Raw genomic sequence first — 21110 nt, forward strand, 5'->3', positions numbered from 1 at the left:
GGCAAGCGGCCTTATGTAGCCGAATTTAGCCCAATTTGGTCTAGCTGTGCTTTTCGGTTTTGATCTGACACAGAGTTAAATATTGTGAAGTAGGAAACTACCGTTAAATTGGCGATGAACCAAAGGTCTTTAATAACAAACTGCCCTAAGCGGTTAACGATGGTGGCACTGTTAAGGGTATCAGGCACGGTAAACAAAAATGTTTGTGTCATCAGAAAAACCGATAAACATGCCAGTCCGCTCGCAATAATAATAGGCTTGTTTTTAGTATAAATGCCCGCGCCCAAAACAAGCGCAAAGAAAACATCGAACCCACCAATCATATTCGATGCTCCCTGCACACTGAACACATCATATAGCCAAGACATAAACGGCGATGTTTCAACTAGCCCCACAATCGCATTTGCTTCAAACTCGAAAAACTTCATGCCTCCTATCCATAATAAGACCATGGCTACAGGAGCAAAGTTGAGGTATGTCAGTTGCTTGTGCGAAAATTTTTCGCGATAAAACAAGAATAGGAAAAGTGGTAATACTGCGAAGTACTTAATAATGCCTTGACCGCTGCCAATGATCGGGAAGCCGCCTAAATCGGCCATCCATCTCGTTGGTGATAATAACGTCAGCAATGGAATGGCGATTACAAAAGCCGCATATAGTGTTACTGCTTTTGCTGAAACAAGGTAAAAACGTGCTGCAATGGTCATTAACGGTAGCAACAGCAACGCGATACCAGCAAAAGTACCAAGGGCACTCTCGCTCAATACAGTGCCTAACGAGTAAAAACTAAATGTAGCGGTAAGTGCATTGGGGTTTGCACCAAGTAAAAATGTTAGGCCAAGAACTGCGAAGCCAAAAGTGAGCAATGCGCAGACCACGTTTTCGGTTTGGTTTAGTGTCATAAAGCATCCGTAAATACTACTAGTTTTGCTAAGTGTATGTAGAGACCCGTCGAGGTAGCACTAAAATTTCATAGGTTTGATAATTTATAAGGCATAGCGCAATAAGCAAATAAGGATTTATCGGCAAAATAAGAACTTATTTAATAGCGGTTGTCATAGGTAGCAGAGGTCTTAAATAAATTAGGTCTTAAGTAGTGTAGGGCTTAAATGGTTTGGTTTTTAAATAGTAGTGGTTTAAAAAGTAAAATAAATTGAGAGAAAAAATGAAACAAACAAGCAGTAGAGCACATAAGCGTTTTGGAATCTGGTTAGTAGCAGGCGCGTGTGCAGCTTTGTCTGCTTGTGGCGCTCAGACCCCAGAACCTATTGATGAGCCAATCGCGAGTGCTGAAGACGTTGAAAAATTGGAGCAAGTTGTTGATACCTCATTGCCTTTGGTGCAGCAGGCCTATTCCATAGAGTCTGAAAAAGTGTGTGATAAACAGGGGGGGAACTGGAAGAAAGTAGGCCGACAGCAGGCGCATGCTTGTGTGCTACCAGCAAACGATGCTGGTAATGCGTGTAATGACAGCAGCGAGTGCGAAGTGGCTTGTGTTACGGAAAACAATAATATGGAAGCGGGAGAAAAGGCGCGCGGCGTGTGTTTAGAAAGCACGGACTTATTCGGCTGCAGAGCCTATGTGTCTAAGGGGATTGTGGAGCATACCCTATGTGTTGATTAAGAGGCGTTAAAGCCAACGTGCGTTGAATGAAGCACATGCAAACGGCAGTGCGCTTCATCAACCAATAGTCAACTAACGTGCAGAAAAGTCGAGTCTGTCCAGATCGCTCGCCGTTTCATTACACTCACCTAATAGGTGAAGCCTATCCTCGGTTTGATGTGTATCGATTTCTATAAAGCCCGTTTGGCAGTAGCCTGTTTCATCCAGTTTTTCATCAAGAGATACATAGAGTTGTTTTGCCATTCTATCGCTGTTATCTGACGATTGTTCTGCAGCGCCTTCACGATCTTTCTGCCCACTACGACCGCCGCGTCCACCGCCTTCTTGACTACGGCTGCCTCTGCCGCGGCCACCTTTACCGCCATCTGGTTGTTTCATTGAAGGAATGCTAAACGCGAAAAGCTTGGTGCCGTCTTGCTTGATCTTGGTCTCAAAGTATATTTCATCCTTGTCTAAAGGTGGTGGCCTATGGGCGCACGCACTGACAATTAAAGAGGTCGTTATTACTAATACTGTTCTTTTCATCTTATTTTACGCATGTTTAAACCACGTTACTTTGAGGTTCAAAAGCGTCTATGGTTGCAATATGCAGTGTAAGTTTTGAGTAAAGTATTTCCGACTTATTTGGGATGTTCTTTGTTTATTGAATACCAAAGTTCAATGGCTATTTTTAAATAAAAACCTACTTTTATTATAGATGATATAAGAGTTAGCTGATGCCGTTGAATAAATTGAAGGTATTCATAATTTCAATACTTCCGTGTTTCGCACTTCATGTGAGTGAAGCGATTGCTCAAGATTTAACGAAACTAAGCCGCTACGATCAGGTAACGTATAGAGCGATAACCCTTTGGTCGAATAATAACGAACAATTGAATAATGAGTTAAGCGATCAAATTAAGTCGTCAGGTCTCCCCCGGGATGATTCCTCGCTGGGGCTTATCTTTAAACACCTTATCTGGGAAGGTTTTAACGGAGATAAAGCAGTTGAAAACTGGTTTAGCCGTCCAAGCAGGCTAATTGATACGGATGATTGGGATGCCCTTAAAAGCCTAGATGCTGAACTTTATGCTGGAGTTCGCTCATACTTTATTTATTCGAGTTCGGCTAGACACGATGGACACGAACAACAAGTAAGTCCAGCGATAGAAAAACTTAGACGCTTAAAATCTGAAATGCTCGAAGCCTCAAATAGTAAGGCTGTTGCTCTTGTAAGTGCATGGCTAGGCAATGAATTTCAATCAAAATCGCATATTGACGCATTAGTCGAATTTAAATACTCGTTTAATTATTTGAACGTTGAGAAAAAAGATTCGTTCAAAGCTATGCTAACTCAAAGAGAAATTGCAGCATATATAGCCAATATACTCATAGAGCTTCAGCTTTACTCTGAGGCCTTGCAGTACGCAGATTATATTCTATCGATAGTGCCTGTAAGTGAGCGATATTCTGTAGACTACATTGCTTCAGTCCAAGCATTGACTCAATTAGGGCGCTTTTCGGAAGCTTTAGCAAAATCAGAATCGGCCGTTGAATTAGCAACAGAGCAGGACGATACAGATAACCTAATCGTCGCGTTAATACTTAATTTATCTGTATATACGCATTATATGACTGAAGCCGAAGTCGATAAAATAAGAGGTTTAGCTGGGCGAATAGCGGCTGTCGTTGAAACAAGTACTAGCAATAGCTCTTCGCCAATGATAGAAGCGTATATTCAGACAGCTCTAACTCTAATTGAAGCATTAGATGGTAATGACCCTGTCAGGTTCTCTGAGGAGGTTGATACTCTTACTGAAAAATATGAGACTTGGGCAGCACTGCATCCCTCACCAACGGATATCAACCTAAGGCTTTATCAAAATCTCCAGAGAATTTATGAGGTAAAGGGAAACTACAAAAAAGCGTATCAATTCGCTACTAAATACCGGTCGCTAAAATTAGATAGAAACCAGCTTATCTCATCTTCAAACGCTAATCTCGGTAATGACTTTCTCTCAAAAGAAATTGAAATCACTGAACTTAAAAATATAAAAATAAATAGAGAAAAAGACCAGTTGACCAACCAAGCTAATTTTCTAAAAAGTATATTGTTTGGCGGTTTGGCTATTATTCTAGGTTTCACCACGCTGTGGTACCGACGTCGACACAATATCTCCAAAGCCTTGGCCGACGTAGACTCTCTGACCGGTGCTTATACTAGAAGAGCTATCAACAGTTGGTTGAACTTTATCTCACCTGAACAGGTTAATTGTGCAGTCCTTTTAGATGTCGATCATTTTAAAAAAATTAACGACAACTATGGACATAACTTGGGAGACGAAGTGCTCAAAACACTGAGTCAAATCATCATAACACGCATACGGAAAATAGATCGCTTATGCCGGTATGGGGGAGAGGAGTTTTTGTTGGTTATACAAGCAACAGATATCTCTGAAGCGAAAGCAATAATTAATGCTATTCGAAAAGAGGTAGAGGGCATTGAGTACTGGGGAGAGCAGGAAGTACCATTCAACGTAAGCTTCTCTGCCGGTATTGTAACATTTAAAAGCACTGATAAGATTGAGTCAGTATTAGAGCGTGCCGATCATCTTTTATATGAAGCTAAAAGAACGGGAAGGGCAAAAACGTTAACAGAATAGCCCTGATAATGGGGCATATGTTTACGGTGCTATGTTTAGTTTAATAACCAATAATAGAGTAACCCCATTAAGGTTACTCTATGCCACCAACAGGGATAAGTTTCATGCTTTCTAATATCATTCGCTTTGCGAAAAACATTGTAGTGTCCTTAATTGCAATCTTTGTATGCTTTGGCGTACTCGATTTTCTTTGGCTTGGCGTTATCGCGGATGGATGGTACCAGAGTGAAATGGCGCCGCTGCTTAGAAACCAATTCATCACTTGGCCTTGGATGGTTTTCTATCTTATGTACGGGGGCGTGGTGTTTGTTCTTGCTGTGGTCGCGAATAGAGACAAGTCGCTGCTATACGCAGGTATAGATGGCGCGCTGTTAGGGTTGGCCAGTTATGGCGCATACAACTTAACGGCATACAGCATTATTGAAGGTTTTACTTTGTTCATCATGCTGATTGATTGGGCGTGGGGGACGTGCCTAACAAGCGCGAGCGCTATGGCCGGCTGGTTAGGGTTTCAACTGGTTAAGGAAAAGAGTAGCGAATAATTCGCTTTAACACACTGGTGTACTGTTTTAAAAAGCCGCCAGTGTTGTAGTGCATGCCGTGTTCTTTGAATACGGCCTCTACTTTGGGGGCCATTTCCCGGTAACGCCTTGCAGGAATATCAGGAAACAAATGGTGTTCTATTTGAAAACTCAAATGCCCAGTGAGAACGTGAAACAAATTTCCGCCCTTGATGTTCGAAGAGCCTAGTGCTTGACGATAGTACCACTGTCCTCGGGTTTCATTCGTACAATCTTCCTCTTTAAACGTTTCTACGTCGCCAGTGAAATGACCGCAAAAGATAATGGTAGAAGTCCATAAATTGCGTAACAAATTGGCAATAAGGTTGCCGGTAAATACCCATAGGAATAACGGCCCAGCTAACAAAGGAAATAGCACGTAATCTTTGACTAACTGACGCGCACCTTTGCTAAAAAAACGTTTCTTAAGTTCGCTATGGGTAACCTGATTTTTGCGATTGTCTTTCTTCTTTCCAAAAAAGACACGCTCCGCAGCCATTTCGTGGTAAGACACGCCCCACTGAAACATTACGCTAAGCACGATATATGTCGCGAACTGCCAAAGGTTTTTTACCCGCCATCTAAAGTCGTTAGATAAGCGAAGCAAGCCATAGCCAAAGTCTCTGTCTTTACCAATAATATTGGTATAGGTGTGATGCTCGTAGTTATGGACTCGATTCCAGCTGGAACCGTCGCAAGCAATATCCCATTCGTAGCGTCTAGAGTTTATATGTTTATCATTCATCCAGTCATATTGACCGTGCATCACGTTGTGGCCTATCTCCATATTATCGAGAATTTTAGCCGTAGCTAAGCTTAATACGCCGGCAACCCAAAGCAGCGGTTGAATGAACCCCAACATGAGTAGTATGCGTCCGTTCCACTCGCAAATGCGCTGAATAAGAATAATGCGTCTAATATACGAGGCATCTTCTGCCCCCACTTTTCGTTTTATGTCGGCCTTAATTTCATCAAACTGAGCAGCGAGTAACTCGTAGTTAGGCTTTTTTCCATTGCTCTTTGGCTGAGCTACTTGAATCTTCTGAGTTTCGTGCACCGGTGACTGTGCTTGCTCAGTGACTTCTTCACGATGCTGTGTGTCTATCGTAACGCTAGTGGTCATAATTGAATCTCCAAATCGGTAACAGCTTGTGACACACATAATTGGATAAGTTGCTCTGCGCTATCTGAAAGTTCGCCAGTGCGGGTATCTCTCACCACGCCGCGTTTTTTAACGCATTGGCACTGGTGACAAATGCCCATGCCACAGCCGTATGTTACGGGTTGTTCTGCTTGTTGAAGTTGTGAAAGTAGGGATTGCTGATTGTCGATAGTTAAAGTTTCGCCGTTGTGTAGCAACGAGAAGGTTTCACTTTGGCCGGGGCTGGAGCTGTTTATAGCTGGAAGCGCAGCAAAGTGCTCACTCGAAAGGGGCGCACTGATTAGCTCTGCACAGTGCCTTGCCTGCTCGTACATAGCATTTGGGCCACATACTAACCAGTGTGCGTCAGCAAAATAAGATAAATGCGCTTCTAAATCACCGTCTTTCTGCTTGGTTAAAATTGAATAAGAGAAGTTTTCGCAGCGCTTTTGGAAAGCTGACAATTCGTCAATCAGAACGTGTTCATTGGGCTTGGCGAAATAAAGTAAATGCACCGGTGTGTTATTGAGTTGTGCTTTTTCTATTGCATCATCGAGCATTGCAATAAATGGGGTTATACCCGAACCGCCGGCTATCATGAGAAGAGGCTTTTCAACTTTCGGCACTATAAATTCTCCCATTGGCGCCGAAATATTTACCCATTGGTTAGGTAGACAAGAATGGAGATGAGGCGTTAGGGCACCTTGGGCTTTCACTTTTGTCACCAGACGTATGCATTTGGTTCGCCGATGAGTATCTGCGCCACTTGCTACAGTAAACACGCGAGTGGTGAGCCTGCCATTAATTTCTATTGTCAATGCTATATGCTGCCCAGCGGTATGCGTAGGCCAGGCCCGTTCAGGCTTAAGCACCACCTCAAGCATATCAGTGCTTAAGTTTTTTACCGCCATAATTCTGGCTCTGAAATAACCGTCGCGCCAAGCAGGTTTAAATTGCTGCATCAGTACTTCCCAGTAGCCCTTCCAAGAGCCATGGTGAAGTATGCGATCAGTAAATTTATTTAGTAATAGTCTCAATGTAGAACTCACACCTATATTCTGTCTGAATATCTTTAATACAAAAGTGATGACAATATTTAAGCGTACAACTGTACTCTCAATCAGCGCACAAGTGTAAGCTTAAATTTTTCTGCGTCAAGAGTAGAAGTGCAAAAATTTGGGGCAACGTCGTCGAAATGAGCTAATATTTCTGAGAAAAAGCTGTAATGTATTTTGTCAAAAGTACGGCGCAGTCCGCGGTGAAACCTTACTTTCAAAATGATGGGAGATATAATCGGTTTTGGTCGCCCGTTTGCGGCAAATCCCGATTTAACCTACAGGTTAGTTAACAATGTACGGTTAAACGAACATAATTCAGACATTTTTTTGGTGATGACGAGACAGGCTTTACGGATTTTTCGTTTGCCAGACAGTCTTAGACTTTTAGCAGAAGTGTTGCGAAGACATTGCGCCAAAAGGGGCTGGGCTCCTTATGGCGCGGTCGTTGTTTATCGATACCATTTGCGATTAAATGCAGATGTTTAAGGCGTATCTAAACTTATTTAGAAATTACGGTTTCGATATAGCCAAGCAGCTATTCCGCTCCCCGCTATCAGCATCGAAGCTATTACCCACAATTTTGAAATTGGCGTTCCATTCGGGCACTGCAGTGCCATGGTCGCGCCAGCTAAATTCTGACAGTCGAACAGTTGGCCTAATGCCAATACCAAAAGGCCAAGTAGCACGCCGATAACAGCATATGAAAAATTATTTAGCGACATACCTTTCCTATTGCGTTTCCATTTGTCGAGTATCACGATTCCAAGGCTGCAATGCACAGTTGTAAAAAGTGATTGCATTAAACCGGTGCAGTAGTCACAAGGTTTGTAAAGCATATAGCGCTTTATAACTTTTATCTTATGGGCATTGGCGGTAAAACCAATACTGGCTGCAAGTTGTTAAACGGCAAAATTGTTCATTTTATCTTTAGTGCTCAAAAAGCGTTCGCTTAACCAAGTGAAATCAGCGTCGCAATATTTACGCCAACCCCTATCAAAATTCCTCTAAATTCGGTACTATCCGCGGTCTTAAATTTTTAACGAAATAAGCGGACTATGTTTGAAATAAACCCCGTTACTAATGCGATAAAAGATATCCGCGAGCGCACCGAAGCGCTTAGGGGGTATCTTTGACTTTGATGCAAAGTCAGAGCGTTTAGAAGAAGTCAGCCGAGAGTTAGAAAGCCCTGACGTTTGGAACGAGCCAGACAGAGCGCAGGCACTTGGCAAAGAAAAAGTGGCCCTAGAGCAAATCGTAGAAACGATCCACAAGCTCGATCAGGGAACTGAAGATGTTGAAGGTCTTGTCGAATTGGCCGTTGAAGCCGAAGATGAAGATACCTTTATTGAGGCAAAAACTGAGCTTGAAGGCTTAATTGAGCAGCTAGAAGTGCTTGAGTTTCGCCGTATGTTCTCCGGTCCTAACGACGAAAACGACTGCTATATTGATATTCAGTCGGGCTCTGGTGGTACAGAAGCACAAGATTGGGCCAATATGCTACTGCGCATGTATTTGCGTTGGGGCGAAGCCCACGGTTTCAAAACGGAACTTATTGAAGTGTCGGAAGGCGAAGTCGCGGGCATTAAAAGTGCAACGCTACGCGTTCAGGGCGAATATGCGTTTGGGTGGCTACGTACAGAAACAGGCGTACATCGCTTGGTTCGTAAGTCACCGTTTGACTCGGGTAACCGCCGTCATACGTCGTTTTCGTCAGCGTTTGTATACCCAGAAATTGATGATGACATCGATATTGAAATTAACCCGTCTGATTTACGTATAGACACATATCGCGCATCCGGCGCGGGTGGCCAGCACGTTAACAGAACGGACTCTGCGGTACGTATTACCCACGAGCCGACGGGTATTGTGGTGCAGTGTCAGAACGACCGCTCGCAGCACAAAAACAAAGATCAGGCGATGAAGCAGTTAAAAGCCAAACTTTATGAGTTTGAACTGCAAAAACAAAACGCCGAAAAACAAGCGATGGAAGATAGCAAGTCTGATATCGGCTGGGGAAGTCAAATACGCTCTTATGTATTAGACGACTCTCGCATTAAAGATTTGCGTACTGGTGTGGAAACACGCAACACTCAAGCCGTGCTAGATGGCGACTTGGACAAATTTATTGAAGCCAGCCTGAAATCTGGGCTGTAAACCGAACAACGAAGTGAAAGGTTATGACTGACCAACAAACAGACGATAACAAATTGATTGCAGAGCGTCGTGCAAAGCTAAGCGCTATTCGCGAGCAGTGCCGTGCAAACGGTTTCCCAAACAGCTTCCGTCGCGAAAACTATGCGGATGAGCTTCAAGCTAAGTTCGGTGAATTCGACAAAGAAACGCTACAAGAGCAGGGTAACAAAGTAAGCATCGCTGGCCGTATCATGGCAAAGCGTGGTCCTTTCATGCTGCTTCAAGATATGACTGGCCGTATTCAGGCATACGCAGATAAAGACACGCAAAAAGCGCTTAAAGCAAAATATGGTGCACTAGATATTGGTGACATTATTGGCGTAGCGGGTGACCTACATAAGTCAGGTAAAGGCGACCTTTACGTGAACATGGAGCAATATGAATTGCTCACCAAAGCACTTCGTCCATTGCCAGAAAAATTCCACGGTTTGAGCGATCAGGAAACGAAGTATCGCCAGCGCTACGTTGACTTGATCACAAGCGAACAAACCCGCAAAACCTTCATGATCCGCAGCAAGATCGTAAACGGTATTCGCAATTATCTTACCGAGCGTGACTACCTTGAAGTAGAAACGCCAATGCTACAGGTTATTCCTGGTGGCGCGACGGCGAAGCCGTTTGTAACTCACCATAATGCGCTAGATATTGATATGTACCTGCGTATTGCGCCAGAGCTTTACCTTAAGCGCCTAGTGGTTGGTGGTTTTGAGCGTGTGTTCGAAATTAACCGTAACTTCCGTAATGAAGGTTTATCAACCCGTCACAACCCAGAGTTTACGATGCTTGAATTCTACCAAGCGTATGCAGACTACAACGACCTGATGAACCTGACAGAAGATATGCTGCGCACGTTAGCAGAAGATATTCTAGGTACAAGCATCATCAAGAACACAACCAAAGATGCTGATGGCAATGTGACGTCAGAAGTTGAATACGACTTTGGTAAGCCGTTTGACCGCTTAAGCATGGGTGAAGCTATTCTTAAGTACTGGCCAGAAGCTAACGAGGAAGCTATCCGCGACCCAGAGGCGAACCTTGACGCCCTTAAAGCGATGGCAAAACAGCTTCACATTAAAGAGCCTGAAGTTGACGGTATTTGGGGTGCGGGTAAGTACCTTTGCGAAATCTTCGAAGCGACAGCGGAAGAGAAACTTATCCAACCTACGTTTATTACGGAATATCCGTGGGAAGTATCGCCGCTTGCACGTCGTAACGACAACAACCCATTCATTACCGACCGCTTCGAGTTCTTCGTAGGTGGCCGTGAACTAGCGAATGGCTTTAGCGAGCTTAACGACCCAGAAGATCAGGCGGAACGTTTTGCAAAGCAGGTAGAAGAGAAAGATGCTGGTGACGATGAAGCCATGCACTTTGACGATGATTACATTCGCGCGCTTGAATATGGGCTACCGCCAACAGCAGGTGAAGGTATCGGAATTGACCGCTTAGCTATGCTATTTACTGATAGCTCAACAATTAAAGATGTTATCTTGTTCCCACACATGAAGCCTCAGGCGCCGAAAGACGCGCAAGAAGCGGGTGAACAAGAATAATCTTAATCCTTAAATAGCGTGATTTAGGTGCTCGGCGCTGTTAAAGCTTCAGCGCCTTAACACGCTCTACTAGAAGGGTATTCTCGGGAACGGGAATACCCTTTTTTGTTGCCATATCTACAATGTAACCGTTGATGGCGTCTATTTCTGTCTGCCTACCGTGGGCAACATCTTGATGCATACTTGAAAAGTTTTCTCCTGTCGCTTTGGCCACCGACAGCACGTTTTCATGAACTGATTTTGCATCAAAATCTAGCCCGTAAGCATTTGCCACTTGAGTAAACTCATCACAGATTGCGTTGCGGCTTTGTTCAAATTGAGCATCAGCAATGTACTTATTTTGAATATTGTGAAGCGCCGTTAATGGGTTAATTACTGCATTAACAGACAGCTTCGTCCACAACGCTTTTAAGATATTACCTTGGTATTGCACAGGAGGGAGTGCGTCATGTAACGCGGCAATCGCGTTGGCAAGCTGGGGCTTCTTTTGTGAGAGGTCTGAAAGCGTGTCAGGTGGTGGACTGTCACATGAAGGCGCGTAAATTTGGGGCGCGCCAATTTGGGTTGCGCCAACCCCAGTATACTGCACATAAACATCACCCGTTGAAGCTTTTACTTTTAACGCGCCGTGACTGGTTGTGGCAAGCAGCAGCGGATAGTCATAGCCTAGTAGCTCTGTTGCGGTCTCAAGCCCGCCCATACCGTTGTGAAGCAGTACAACCGTAGGTTGTTGTGTGAGATAGGGAAGCCACTGCAATAAGGCTGAGTTAAGTTGATACACTTTTAGGGGAAGTATCAGCACGTCGGTTTCTGCCAGCGCGACAGGTGCAAACTTGGCAGGCTTGAGCATGGTGGTTTGACCATCTTGCCATTGTGCCCATGACGGCATGCTTTTTCTATCTCTAGGGTAGCAGTCATACGGCACGCCGTTTTTCTGGGCGCTCGCAGCAATTAGGCTTCCTATGGCACCGCCGCCAACTATATGTAGTTTACCCATTAGCATCTATTAAACATTCAAAGTAGTTTCTATTTTATTATGACTATTGGCACTTATTAGGCATGTAGCGCATTTTCCCTAGCGCACCGGCATAAAGCGTGCGGGCAGAGAAGGCCATGGATAAGTTTCTGGCGCATTAAGCCCGTTGTACCAAGTCTGCACATCGGCTTCGTTGATTACTTCACCTGTATCGAAAGGCGCAGTAACCGCTAATTCACCAGAAGACAAAGGAAGGTGCAAATGCCATGCATGAAGGTACAGCCTGTCTGATGCCTCACCCCCATAAAGTGTATCACCGAGAATTGGCGCGCCGATACTTTTGAGCGCTACGCGAATTTGATGGGTTTTCCCCGAGTGAGGCTTAACAATAAAGCCGCGAGTGCCGGGCTTTGCCGCGTTACTGAAAAACTGAGTGATAGCGGGGCTTTCCTGAGTCTTTAGGAGAATACGTTGCCCACCTCGACGATTTTTCATATCGCCGATTATCATACCTTGTTTCTTTTTAGGTTTTTGGGCACTTAAGGCTAAATAGTATTTGTTTACACGCCTAGATGAGAAGAGCGCGCCGATTTCGGCGGCTGTTTGGCTGTTTTTGGCAAGGCATAAACAGCCTGATGTACCAGTATCTAAGCGATGGCACAGATGCAATTCTGTTAATGTAAGCTGTTTTTTAAGAAGCGAGACTAACCCATCTGTTCTAGAATCTGTCTGTGCAGTTGAACTCAGGTGTTCACAGGGTGTTATCGTTTCATTACCTTCTTTAATTATGCCATTTTCATCAACAGCATCGTGCATGGCAATGCCTACAGGCTTGTTAACAATGAGGACGTTATCGTCCTCAAAAATAATTGGAATAGCTTGCACTAGCTATTTTCTAACTCAGAAATGGCCTCTTCGTAATCAAGCTCATCAACCGCATCAACAATGGCTGCACGCTTTTCTTGAGGCAAAGCAATGGCATCAAGCCAATAATCTAGTTTGTCTTGTGCTATAAACTCACTGGCTTTTAGCGCCGCCAGTAATTGCTTTCTGGCTTGCTCAGCTGCGGCTCCCGTCGCTTGGGTTGACGACGGTGCTTCTGTTTCGGGTTCCTGAATAAGTGCATCTACCGCAGCGATCGTTTCATTGAGCAGACCTAAAAATACGGGATATTCATCAGCTACGCGTTTTTCATTTCTAAAAGCGCTTTCTACTGGCTTGCTGGCATTGTGCAGAGCAAACAGCCCCAGATTACCTGTTACGCCTTTCAGGGTATGAACAAGAGAGTAGGCTTCGTTAAAGTCGCCTTTGGCAATATGGGCTTGCAAACTGGCATCAAGAGTACGGTATTCATCGGTGAATTTGCCTAGCAAGGTAAACAAAAGTTTTTTGTTCCCGCTCAACTGAGACATTCCGAAATCAATATCGAGTACTGTTGTTGACTGATCCATGCGCTTATCCTTATTTAGCCACTTGTTTTTTGTATCAAATGGAGATCATTGGTTATTTCATACATTACGTCTGCCGATTACATTGGCCAAACCGTAGTATATGAAGACTTCATCGCGTCAGTGTATTTCAGAAATACATAAATTAATACAATCATAGCAAAGTCCAAACAGGTAAAGCGCTAAAAAGTCTGGTAATCTTCGGAAATTCGCTACTGCAAAATACGGCTTACCTTATTAGTGCCTTCCCAATTCAATTTTGTAGTGAATAAGCGTTTAGCGAAAAGCGTTGTTATTTTAAAAGGAATCATCATGTCAGGAAAACTGACCCTACGTACTTTAAGTCTTACAATAGGTGTAATGTTTGTTGCGGCATGTCAGCACGTGTCAATAGAACAATCTAAGAACGAAACTACGTCTCAAGAACTTGCAACAACCGCCGTATCCATACCCTATGAAAAGTATAAGCTAGAGAACGGCCTTACCGTTATTCTTCATGAAGACCACTCAGACCCGCTGGTCCATGTAGATGTTACTTATCATGTAGGTTCTGCGAGGGAAGATATAGGGAAATCTGGCTTTGCCCACTTCTTCGAACATATGATGTTTCAAGGCTCAAAGCACGTTGCTGATGAGCAGCATTTTAAAGTTATTACCGAATCTGGCGGTAATCTGAACGGCACCACAAACACCGATCGCACTAACTATTTTGAGACCGTACCGGCTAATCAGTTAGAAAAAGTGTTATGGCTAGAATCAGACCGTATGGGCTACCTGCTAGAAGCCGTAGATCAAACCAAGTTTGAAAACCAAAGAGAGACCGTTAAGAACGAACGAGCACAGCGAGTAGATAACCAACCTTATGGCCTGCGTTTTGAACTCAATGGCGAGGCACTATACCCAGAAGGCCACCCTTACTCCTGGATGACCATTGGTTATGTTGAAGACTTAGACCGAGTTAGTGTTAATGATTTAAAAGCGTTTTTTAAACGCTGGTACGGTCCTAACAATGCCGTTCTCACCATTGGCGGTGATATCGACGTTGCCAAAACCAAGGCGTGGGTGAAGAAGTATTTCGGTGAAATTCCAGCGGGTCCTAAGGTAGAAGAACCTAAGCCTCAGCCCGCTACGCTTAAAGAAACGCGCTATATTACTTTAGAAGATAAAGTGCATCTTCCGCTTCTGCAAATTACTTATCCCACCGTATATGGTCGCCATGAAGATGAAGCGCCGCTTGATGTGCTCGCTGATATTTTGGGCGGCGGAAAAACATCATTGTTCTACAAAAATTTAGTGAAAGAAGGCATTGCAGTACAAGCAGTGGTATCTCATCCTTGCCGTGAACTTGCCTGTGAATTCCAACTTTTAGCGCTAGCAAATCCTGCAAAAATCACTTCTTTGTCAACGCTACAGAATGTGCTAAATGAAACTCTCAAAGAGTTTGAGCAGCGTGGTGTAACGGCAGACGATTTAGCCCGTACAAAAGGGCAAATAGAGGCTCGCACCGTGTTTGGTTTGCAAAGTGTTTCCGGCAAAGTCTCTGCGCTTGCGGCGAATGAAACTTTCTATCAAACACCAGACCTGATTGCTGAAGACATTGAGCGATACAATGCAGTGACAGCTGAAGACGTAATGCGTGTTTATAAAAAGTATATTAAAGACGCAAATAGCGTTGTATTGAGCGTCGTGCCAAAGGGGCAGGTCTCGCTTGCTGCGGCTGAACAAAATTTTGAGCGCCCTATAAGAAACATAGACGTTGAAACTGTAAAGGTCACTGATGAAGAAGTGTTCAGTAGCGCACCATCTAGTTTTGATAGAAGTGTTATGCCTGTAGCTGGTGAAGCGCCAGTCGTTGATGTGCCTGACTACTGGGAGGCTGAACTTGCTAACGGAATTGAAGTACTTGGTGTAACCAGCACAGAAACGCCCACGGTAACGCTAACTATAGGTATGGACGGTGGCATGTTACTAGACCCAGAGGGTAAAGCGGGTACAGCTTACCTAACGGCACTGCTCATGAACGAGACAACAAAAAACTACAGTAACGAAGAACTGGCCAGTGAACTTGCTAAATTAGGCAGTGCTATACGTTTCAGTACCGCAGGAAGGTACTCACAAATTTATGTATCTACACTCACTAAGCATCTAGATGAAACGCTGGCACTGTTAAAAGAAAAGCTGTTCAACCCAGCGTTCAGTGAAGAAGACTTCGCGCGTATGAAAGAGCGGGTGATACAAGGACTGCAGCAACAAGCGAAAACCCCTTCTAGCCTAGCGCGACGAGCAAGAGATCTTATCTTGTTTGGCGATGAAAATCGCGTGAGTCTGCCGGATGAAGGCACACTGGAAACCGTTCAAAACATTACGCTTAATGATGTTAAAAGTTTTTACGCTAACTACTATTCACCTGATAAGGCGAGTATTGTTGCCGTTGGCAACCTGTCTAAACAATCCATGGTCAACACGCTAGATTTTATTGGGCAGTGGCAAGGTAAAACTTATGAGTTTGCTGATTACAGTGAATTTCCAAAGTATGATGAAAACCAAATTTTCCTGATAGATAGTCCTGAAGCCGTACAGTCGGTGGTTTATATTGTTGATAGAAGCTTACCTTTTGACGCAACAGGCGATCACTTCAAATCTCGGCTCATGAACTTCCCATTAGGAGGGGCTTTTAATAGTCGCATTAATTTAAATCTGCGAGAAGATAAAGGTTTTACTTACGGTGCTAATAGCGGTTTTGTCGGTGGTAAAACACTCGGGTGGTTCGAGGTGAGTACTGATCTTACAGCGGTCAACACCGGTGAGGGCATCACAGAAATCTTGAAAGAGATCAATCGCTACCGCACCGAGGGCGTAACAGAAGAAGAAATCGCGTTCATGCGCAATGCATTTACGTTAAGTGATGCACTTGAGTTTGAAACACCAACCAGTAAAGCGCGTTTCTTAAGACAGCTTTTAAGCTATGGTCTAGAAAAAGGTTATCGAGAAGAGCAGCTAGACATAATTAACCACATAGACAAGAAAACGATAGATGCGTTGGCAAAGCAATATTTGAATCTCGACAAGATGCAAATTATTGTAGTGGGCGACAAAGCAAAAATTTTACCCCAGTTAAACGCGCTATCGATGCCGATTATCGAGTTGTCAGTAGAGAGTAACACCCGAGAAACGTTAAACTGATAGATTAATTTTTATTGAATTTATACTATTGTCCCCCATAACTGGGGGCAATATTGACATAACGGACCACCATTTTGACTGTAGACTCATCCCGTTTTGAAGCGCGCATAGCTGCGCTAAAGTCACCCGAATTTCTCGCCGCGCTTAAAGATATTAAGCGCGGTGTTGAGCGCGAAGCCCTGCGTATCAATCCAAATGGTACGCTGGCGCAAACTCCTCACCCCAAACCATTAGGTTCGGCGCTTACCCATGATTCAATAACCACTGATTTTTCTGAATCTCTGCTTGAATTTATTACGCCACCAGAGAACAGCGCAGCTAAAACAATTTCTCAGTTAAAAGATATCCATAGGTTTGTTATTGATAATATTGGTGACGAGCAAATTTGGCCGCTGAGCATGCCTTGCTTTATTGACGAAGAAGCCGATATTCCGATTGCTTATTTCGGTGAATCAAATGTAGGCAAAATGAAGCGAGTGTACCGTATTGGCCTTAAAAACCGCTACGGAAGCATGATGCAAGCCATAGCTGGCGTTCACTTTAACTTTTCACTGCCAGACAGTTTTTGGAAACTGTGGGCAGAGCTTAATGGTGACGCGTATTCACAAGATCAAATTTCTGCGGATTACTTTGGTTTAATTCGCAATTATCGCCGTCTATGTTGGCTAATTCCCTATTTATATGGAGCGTCCCCTGCGCTGTGTGGCTCATTCTTGAAAGGAAAGCAACATGCACTTCCGTTTAAGAAAGTTGGTAAGGGTACTGTATATATGCCTTATGCAACCTGTTTGCGGATGAGCGATTTAGGGTATACAAGCGCAGAGCAGTCTTCACTTAAGATTTGCTACAATCAGCTAGATAATTACGTCAAGCTACTACGTGACGCCATGAACACACCGTCTTCTCGGTTCAGCCAGTTTGCTGCTGGAGAAGAAGGGAATTATCAGCAATTAAGTCGCAACATTATTCAAATTGAAAATGAGTTGTACTCGCCGATACGTCCTAAGCAGCCAACCCAGTCTATGGAGAAACCCACAGACGCACTAGTGCGCCGCGGTATCAGCTATATTGAGGTCCGTGCCTTGGATGTAAATCCATTTTCAGCAATAGGTATCTCCCAGACTCAGTTTGATTTCTTAGATGTGTTTTTAGTGTCGTGCTTGCTTATGCCAAGCCCAGAACTAGACGAAACACAGCTTAAAGAAGCGAAAGAAAACATGAACAAGGTCGTACTTGAAGGACGTAGCCCGGAGCTGCTGCTTCAAAACGGTGGTGAAGACATTTCTCTTCCGAACTGGTGTACTTCATTATTCAATTCATTTGAGCAAGCCGCGGAACTTCTCGATTTAGCTAACGATACATCTCGTTATTCGCAAGCGGTTAAAACTGAATTTGAGAAAGTGCAGAACCCAGAGTTAACACCGTCTGGAAAATTACTTTCCACTTTGATAGAGAACGACAAAGATAATGGCGTGCTAGGCTTAGAGTTAGCCCAGGCCTATCAAGCCGAGATGAAGTCTTTCGAGTATACCGATACAGATGCTGCAGGGTTTGCTGCGCAAGCGGAGACGTCGTTTGCAGCGCAAAAAGAAATAGAAGCTGCTGACACTAAAGACTTCGATACTTTTATTCGTGACTATTTCGCTGAGCCTCCAGCAAAAAAAAATGCCTGACATGAGTCAGGCATCGAAGGGTTCCAGGGAAACACACATTTTACTAGAACATTAATTAAGACAAGCTATGAACCGAAAGTTCAAAAAATTGGTTGTTTTTTTATCAACACTCATCGTTCTTTTTCCTCTGCTTATCGCTGGATGTGCAACTACGCCTCCTAAAGACATCAGCAATTTGTGCGAAATATTCTATGAAAAAGACGATTGGTATGATGCAGCTGCCGATGCAAGAGATAAATGGGGCGTGCCTATCCATGTGCCCATGGCCATGATGTATCAGGAAAGTTCCTTTCGACATGACGCGCTTCCTCCTCGTGATTATGTGTTCTTCGGGCTTATTCCGTGGGGACGGGTGAGTTCAGCTTATGGGTATTCACAAGCGAAAACGCCTACGTGGTCTGACTACATGAGGGAAACCAATAACAGTGGTGCAGATCGTGATGATTTCGAAGACGCTATCGACTTCATGGGCTGGTTTATTTACAAGTCGCAAAAAGTGAACGGCATTTCTAAATGGGACGCTTACGCCCAATACTTAAATTATCACGAGGGCTGGGGCGGATATAAGCGCAGAAGCTATGACCGAAAGCCATGGCTTAAAAAAGTCGCGTCAAAAGTTAAAGCACGTTCATTACGTTATGCTACTCAACTTAAAACCTGCGAGGAAGACTTGCAGAAAGGTTGGTTTATGAAGCTGTTTAGCTAAAACATAGGCCCCAATTAAACTACAAAATCAAAACGCGGCATTTAGTCGCGTTTTTTGTGCCTTGAAATACTTTTCAAAAAGGTAAGAGAACAAGTTTGATTAGAAAAAAATGAGGGATAGACGGGCGTCTATCCCTCAGCGACGCTAAGCCAAGACCGTTTTTTTAACTCACGTCGAACAGGCATTTACAAGATATTGCAAATGAGAATGATTTGCAATACATTTTTGCGAAAAGGCCGTATTCAATGTCAAAGTATTAAGCAAAAAATTATCTGTGTCTTATACTTTTCGAGTGGAGGAAAGTATGGACAGAGAAAAATTTAAGGCGCATGGAGAAGTTCGCGCGCAGTTTCTAGAGGCCAAGGGCATATTATTTATTGACCTTGTAGGCCCGTTCAACCTTGAATTTATGCAAAAATATGAGGGGGTAGTCGGGCTCGAAAGAGAGAGAATTGACCAACCGTGTTGGGGGAGTCTGGTTAACGTACATGGTTTAGCGTTAGCCCCGATGGAAGCGACAATTTCAGGTCAAGCCATTGTGGCGAAGGCAACCTCCACCGGATTAATTGCTACCGCGATTGTGTTACACGAATCTGAAGGGAAGGCGCTACAGAAAATATTTTGGTCGAGAGTTTATGCGTCTTCTCAGCTTCCTTACAAATATTTCGACGCTACTGAAGAGGCGGAAGCATGGCTAAGCGATAAGTTATTTATATCTACGCAGGCCTGCAAAATAGACCAACGCGCCCGCGTTAAAGAGTAATGACTTTACATAAGTTATTTCTGGATTTAATAAAGCCATAAAGTATTGATCTTAGTTAAGGTGGTTGCCTTAACTATTCTATAGGCATAACAGGAGGTAGCCATGGTAGGAAGTCAGCATCAATATCGTTTTTTCAATGTGAATAACGTGCTTTTCGATATACCAAGCAATGTTTATGATGATAGAACGGTTGATGGATGGTTTAAAAATATATCGCGAGCGGGACAAAAGCTCGATGAATGGGTCATTTTTTCTATTCCTGATGAAAGCTTAACTATCACCCATACGGCGGCGTCTCAACTTTGTTCCAGGCTTCCCTTTCTTCGAACTTATGGATGTCGCGGTTTTCTTTTACTTGCCAATCATGTCAACGCGAAAATTTTTCAACATAGCCTGCGAGCAGTTCCTCCCAACTTTGAAATCCAAGTTAGCGAGTCGATGGAGAAACTCTGCCGAAATGCAGAAGCACTGCTTGGTAGAGAGGGAGATCTGAACTTATTCAATCGTTATAACTAAGCGTTTAATCACGCTCATTATGACAAGGCTTTAAATACTTTGAATGGAAAATAGAGACCTAGCATCGACAGCATTTTGACTCAGATCAACAAATTATCGCGCCGTTGAAGTGCTGGAAATAGGGTTTGATCTAGATCACATTATCTAGACCGCGCCTCTTCTATTATTAACGTAGTTGAAGAGGAGACAAATTATGTTGTGGACGATGATGAAAGATCCTGTGGTATGGGGCTCGCTATTAGGTATAGGTATTATTGTAGCGATGATGATGTATTACACCTATCTCTTTATGCACAATAGCGCTGATGAGAATAAATAAGCGTTAACGCTTATTGTTCTGAAGCGGGATATCGACCAGCACTAAAAGCGCTGCTTGCCCGCCATATTCTAGCGGAGCTTGATGAAAAGCACGCACGTGCGGATGCTGAACAAGGTAATGGGGTAGGGCGGCTTTTAGTACGCCCTGACCAAAGCCGTGCATTACGCAAACACAGTCTATTAGTTCTTTTCTTGCCGTATGAATAAGTGCGGCTAGTTCCGCTTTTGCCATTTCACGGGTAAGGCCGTGTAAATCCAACGTCATTTCTGGCGAGTAATCTCCGCGACGCAGCTGCTTTAAAATATGTGTAGATTCGCCCTCTTGGCAAAAACGCATAGGACCTTCTTGAGGCAGCGCCGCCTGATACATATCGGAAAAGTCGAAACTCGCCGCTAATTGCTTACTGTGCTTTAAATGCTTACCTTTTACCTGCTGCGACTTTTTAAACAACTCGACTTGATTATCGGGCTCAATTTTATCTTGTGATAAAGGCGTTACACCCTGCATAGCATCGGTAAATGAGAAGGTTTCTTCTTCCGCATTTATATCGCTAGCTGTTCTTTGCCTCGCCTGATTAGTTTGGCGTTTAGGTTCAGAAAGCTGCTTCTTAAATGCTTTAAGTTCTTTTTTAAAGGTTTTCATCAGCAATAGCTTTGGTCAAGAAACTCGAGTTAAACAATACAAAACGCCTAAATTATAACGAATAGAAAGATTCGGGACGTAGTTAATTATGTGAATCGGTATGAAGTTTGGGT

The 21110-nt window shown here is 43.7% G+C and carries 20 protein-coding genes; 11 read left to right on the forward strand and 9 right to left on the reverse strand.

Translation table 11 applies throughout. The features are described from left to right. Nucleotides 1–11: 11 nt before the first annotated feature. Nucleotides 12–902 (reverse strand): DUF417 family protein, encoded by an 891-nt coding sequence (locus C6Y39_RS13580; RefSeq protein ID WP_105931798.1) that lies wholly within the window; start codon nucleotides 900–902, stop codon nucleotides 12–14. Between the two features lie 263 nt (nucleotides 903–1165). On the opposite strand from C6Y39_RS13580, the gene C6Y39_RS13585 reads away from it, so the two are divergent. Next, nucleotides 1166–1624, forward strand: a complete 459-nt coding sequence (locus C6Y39_RS13585) for a hypothetical protein (RefSeq protein WP_105931799.1) — start codon at nucleotides 1166–1168, stop codon at nucleotides 1622–1624. 72 nt (nucleotides 1625–1696) lie between these two features. Here the strand turns inward: C6Y39_RS13585 and C6Y39_RS13590 are convergent, their stop codons facing one another. Then, nucleotides 1697–2149: a hypothetical protein gene (locus C6Y39_RS13590; RefSeq protein ID WP_240618897.1), complete on the reverse strand. Its 453-nt coding sequence runs from the start codon at nucleotides 2147–2149 to the stop codon at nucleotides 1697–1699. A gap of 191 nt (nucleotides 2150–2340) precedes the next feature. Here C6Y39_RS13590 and C6Y39_RS13595 point away from each other — a divergent pair, with 191 nt between their 5' ends. Both C6Y39_RS13595 and C6Y39_RS13600 read left to right on the forward strand, forming a co-directional pair. Further along, on the forward strand, nucleotides 2341–4266 hold the full coding sequence (locus tag C6Y39_RS13595) for a GGDEF domain-containing protein (protein ID WP_105931800.1): 1926 nt from the start codon (nucleotides 2341–2343) through the stop codon (nucleotides 4264–4266). A 104-nt stretch (nucleotides 4267–4370) separates the two neighbouring features. Beyond that, nucleotides 4371–4808: a DUF2177 family protein gene (locus C6Y39_RS13600; RefSeq protein ID WP_105931801.1), complete on the forward strand. Its 438-nt coding sequence runs from the start codon at nucleotides 4371–4373 to the stop codon at nucleotides 4806–4808. Here C6Y39_RS13600 and C6Y39_RS13605 read toward each other — a convergent pair. From C6Y39_RS13605 to C6Y39_RS13615, 3 genes are all read right to left on the reverse strand, one after another. Then, nucleotides 4786–5949 carry a fatty acid desaturase family protein gene (locus C6Y39_RS13605; protein WP_105931802.1) on the reverse strand — a complete coding sequence of 388 codons (1164 nt, stop codon included), beginning with the start codon at nucleotides 5947–5949 and terminating at the stop codon, nucleotides 4786–4788. The genes C6Y39_RS13600 and C6Y39_RS13605 overlap by 23 nt on opposite strands. After that, on the reverse strand, nucleotides 5946–7004 hold the full coding sequence (locus C6Y39_RS13610) for a flavin reductase family protein (protein ID WP_240618898.1): 1059 nt from the start codon (nucleotides 7002–7004) through the stop codon (nucleotides 5946–5948). The genes C6Y39_RS13605 and C6Y39_RS13610 overlap by 4 nt, the downstream gene beginning before the upstream one ends. 524 nt (nucleotides 7005–7528) lie before the next feature. After that, nucleotides 7529–7747, reverse strand: coding sequence for a hypothetical protein (locus C6Y39_RS13615; RefSeq protein WP_105932038.1), 219 nt, complete (start codon nucleotides 7745–7747; stop codon nucleotides 7529–7531). 333 nt (nucleotides 7748–8080) lie between these two features. On the opposite strand from C6Y39_RS13615, the gene prfB reads away from it, so the two are divergent. Further along, nucleotides 8081–9179 (forward strand): peptide chain release factor 2 gene (gene prfB / locus C6Y39_RS13620; protein WP_105931804.1). Its coding sequence is split into 2 segments (ribosomal slippage): nucleotides 8081–8155 and nucleotides 8157–9179, totalling 1098 coding nucleotides; the frame shifts between segments, so codons are not numbered across the junction. Between the two features lie 23 nt (nucleotides 9180–9202). Further along, a complete protein-coding gene (gene lysS, locus C6Y39_RS13625) occupies nucleotides 9203–10771 on the forward strand; it encodes a lysine--tRNA ligase (RefSeq protein WP_105931805.1) in 1569 nt (522 codons plus the stop codon). A gap of 40 nt (nucleotides 10772–10811) precedes the next feature. On the opposite strand, the gene C6Y39_RS13630 is transcribed toward lysS, so the two are convergent. The 3 genes from C6Y39_RS13630 to C6Y39_RS13640 all read right to left on the reverse strand — a co-directional run bounded on the left by C6Y39_RS13630 (nucleotide 10812) and on the right by C6Y39_RS13640 (nucleotide 13198). Next, nucleotides 10812–11768, reverse strand: coding sequence for a ketopantoate reductase family protein (locus tag C6Y39_RS13630; RefSeq protein WP_105931806.1), 957 nt, complete (start codon nucleotides 11766–11768; stop codon nucleotides 10812–10814). A 78-nt stretch (nucleotides 11769–11846) separates the two neighbouring features. Next, entirely contained in the window at nucleotides 11847–12632 is a 786-nt protein-coding gene (locus C6Y39_RS13635; protein ID WP_105931807.1) for a pseudouridine synthase, read from the reverse strand. Beyond that, entirely contained in the window at nucleotides 12632–13198 is a 567-nt protein-coding gene (locus C6Y39_RS13640; RefSeq protein ID WP_105931808.1) for an Hpt domain-containing protein, read from the reverse strand. Before C6Y39_RS13640 ends, C6Y39_RS13635 begins: the two co-directional genes overlap by 1 nt. A 309-nt stretch (nucleotides 13199–13507) precedes the next feature. Between C6Y39_RS13640 and C6Y39_RS13645 the strand changes: the two genes are divergently transcribed. The 6 genes from C6Y39_RS13645 (at nucleotide 13508) to C6Y39_RS18980 (ending at nucleotide 20355) form a co-directional block, all read left to right on the forward strand. Next, nucleotides 13508–16378 (forward strand): M16 family metallopeptidase, encoded by a 2871-nt coding sequence (locus tag C6Y39_RS13645; RefSeq protein ID WP_105931809.1) that lies wholly within the window; start codon nucleotides 13508–13510, stop codon nucleotides 16376–16378. 74 nt (nucleotides 16379–16452) lie between these two features. Beyond that, nucleotides 16453–18051 carry a glutamate--cysteine ligase gene (gshA, locus tag C6Y39_RS13650; RefSeq protein WP_105931810.1) on the forward strand — a complete coding sequence of 533 codons (1599 nt, stop codon included), beginning with the start codon at nucleotides 16453–16455 and terminating at the stop codon, nucleotides 18049–18051. 67 nt (nucleotides 18052–18118) lie between these two features. Continuing rightward, the gene (locus C6Y39_RS13655; RefSeq protein WP_105931811.1) at nucleotides 18119–18757 is read left to right on the forward strand and encodes a transglycosylase SLT domain-containing protein; all 639 of its coding nucleotides are present in this window, start codon (nucleotides 18119–18121) and stop codon (nucleotides 18755–18757) included. A gap of 304 nt (nucleotides 18758–19061) precedes the next feature. Beyond that, nucleotides 19062–19520: a hypothetical protein gene (locus C6Y39_RS13660; protein ID WP_105932039.1), complete on the forward strand. Its 459-nt coding sequence runs from the start codon at nucleotides 19062–19064 to the stop codon at nucleotides 19518–19520. Between the two features lie 102 nt (nucleotides 19521–19622). Continuing rightward, on the forward strand, nucleotides 19623–20036 hold the full coding sequence (locus C6Y39_RS13665; RefSeq protein WP_105931812.1) for a hypothetical protein: 414 nt from the start codon (nucleotides 19623–19625) through the stop codon (nucleotides 20034–20036). A 193-nt stretch (nucleotides 20037–20229) separates the two neighbouring features. Continuing rightward, nucleotides 20230–20355, forward strand: coding sequence for a hypothetical protein (locus C6Y39_RS18980; RefSeq protein WP_268891112.1), 126 nt, complete (start codon nucleotides 20230–20232; stop codon nucleotides 20353–20355). Nucleotides 20356–20358: 3 nt separating this feature from the next. Here the strand turns inward: C6Y39_RS18980 and smrB are convergent, their stop codons facing one another. After that, entirely contained in the window at nucleotides 20359–20997 is a 639-nt protein-coding gene (gene smrB / locus C6Y39_RS13670; protein ID WP_105931813.1) for an endonuclease SmrB, read from the reverse strand. Nucleotides 20998–21110: the final 113 nt, after the last annotated feature.

Origin of the sequence: Alteromonas gracilis, assembly GCF_002993325.1 — a bacterium.
GTDB lineage: Bacteria > Pseudomonadota > Gammaproteobacteria > Enterobacterales > Alteromonadaceae > Alteromonas > Alteromonas gracilis.